Source organism: Sphingomonas sp. CCH9-F2 (genome assembly GCF_001556735.1).
GTDB lineage: Bacteria > Pseudomonadota > Alphaproteobacteria > Sphingomonadales > Sphingomonadaceae > Sphingomonas > Sphingomonas ginsenosidimutans.
Window position 1 is genome coordinate 1 of sequence record NZ_LSJO01000337.1, and the last position, 1,116, is coordinate 1,116.

Sequence of the window (1,116 nt, forward strand, 5' to 3'; positions counted from 1 at the left end):
GAAATCCTGCCGCAGGTCAAGCATGAGGCTTCGCCCAGCGCGACGTTGATCGGCGGGGCGGCGGGCGTCGTAACGATGCTGGGTCTCAAGGCTTTCGAGGCCCGCTTCAAGGGGCCGATGGCGCTGCTCGCCGCGATCGGCATCGACATCCTGGTCGATGGCCTGGTGCTCGGCCTTGCGTTCGTCGCGGGCGAGAAGGCGGGATTTCTGCTGACGATCGCGCTGACACTCGAAGTGCTCTTCCTGGGTCTGACACTGACCAACGAGCTGGCGGAAACCTATCGCTCGCGCCTGCGCATCATCGTGATCGTCTCGGCCTTGGCGCTGCTGCTGCCGATCGGCGCGCTCGCTGCCGTTCCTGTCGCCACGCTCTCGCCGGTAATGGTCGCTGGCTTCCTGAGCTTTGGGCTGATGGCGCTGCTCTACCTCGTCACGGAAGAGCTGCTGGTTGAGGCGCACGAGAAGCCTGACACCCCGCTCATCAGCTCGATGTTCTTCGTAGGGTTCCTCGCCCTCCTGACGCTCGAGGAGATCATGGGATGAATGCGAGCAACGACAACGCGGGCACGCAGGAGCGTCGCACGCTCTGGATCGTGCTGCTGCTGAACGCAGCAATCGCAGCGGGCTTTTTCGTATCCGGCGCGTTCGCCGATTCAAGTGCGCTCATCGCCAACGGCGTCGACAATCTGTCCGACACCGCCGTTTACGCTCTCAGCCTCGTCGCGCTGACCCACGGTAAGACGTGGAAGACGCGCGCCGCGATCGCATCGGGGGTAATGCTGCTGATCTTTGCGGGCGGCATCCTGATCGATGTCGGGCGACGCTATGTGCAGGGGAGCGAGCCGATCGGACCGACCATGATGGTCATGTCGGCGATCGCCGGCGTCGTAAACTACCTCTGCCTGCGGCTGCTCCAGCGGCTCAAGGATCCGGACGTTAACCTACGGGCCGCCACCACCTTCAGCTTCAATGACTTCATTTCCAATGGCGGCATCCTGATCGCGGGCGTGCTGGTGCTGTGGCTGGGCACCAACTGGCCGGACCTTCTGGTCGGCTTCGCTACCGCCATCATCGCCATCAAGGGCGGTGTCGAAATCCTGCGCGACGCGCGCGCCG

The 1,116-nt window shown here is 63.9% G+C and carries 2 protein-coding genes; both read left to right on the plus strand.

The window, feature by feature from the left end:
• Positions 1-543: ZIP family metal transporter (locus AX685_RS09750; RefSeq protein ID WP_066488049.1), on the plus strand; the 543-nt coding region annotated here is incomplete at its 5' end.
• A partial coding sequence (locus tag AX685_RS09755) for a cation transporter (RefSeq protein WP_066488052.1) occupies positions 540-1,116 on the plus strand: 577 nt, incomplete at its 3' end. The genes AX685_RS09750 and AX685_RS09755, both read left to right, overlap by 4 nt.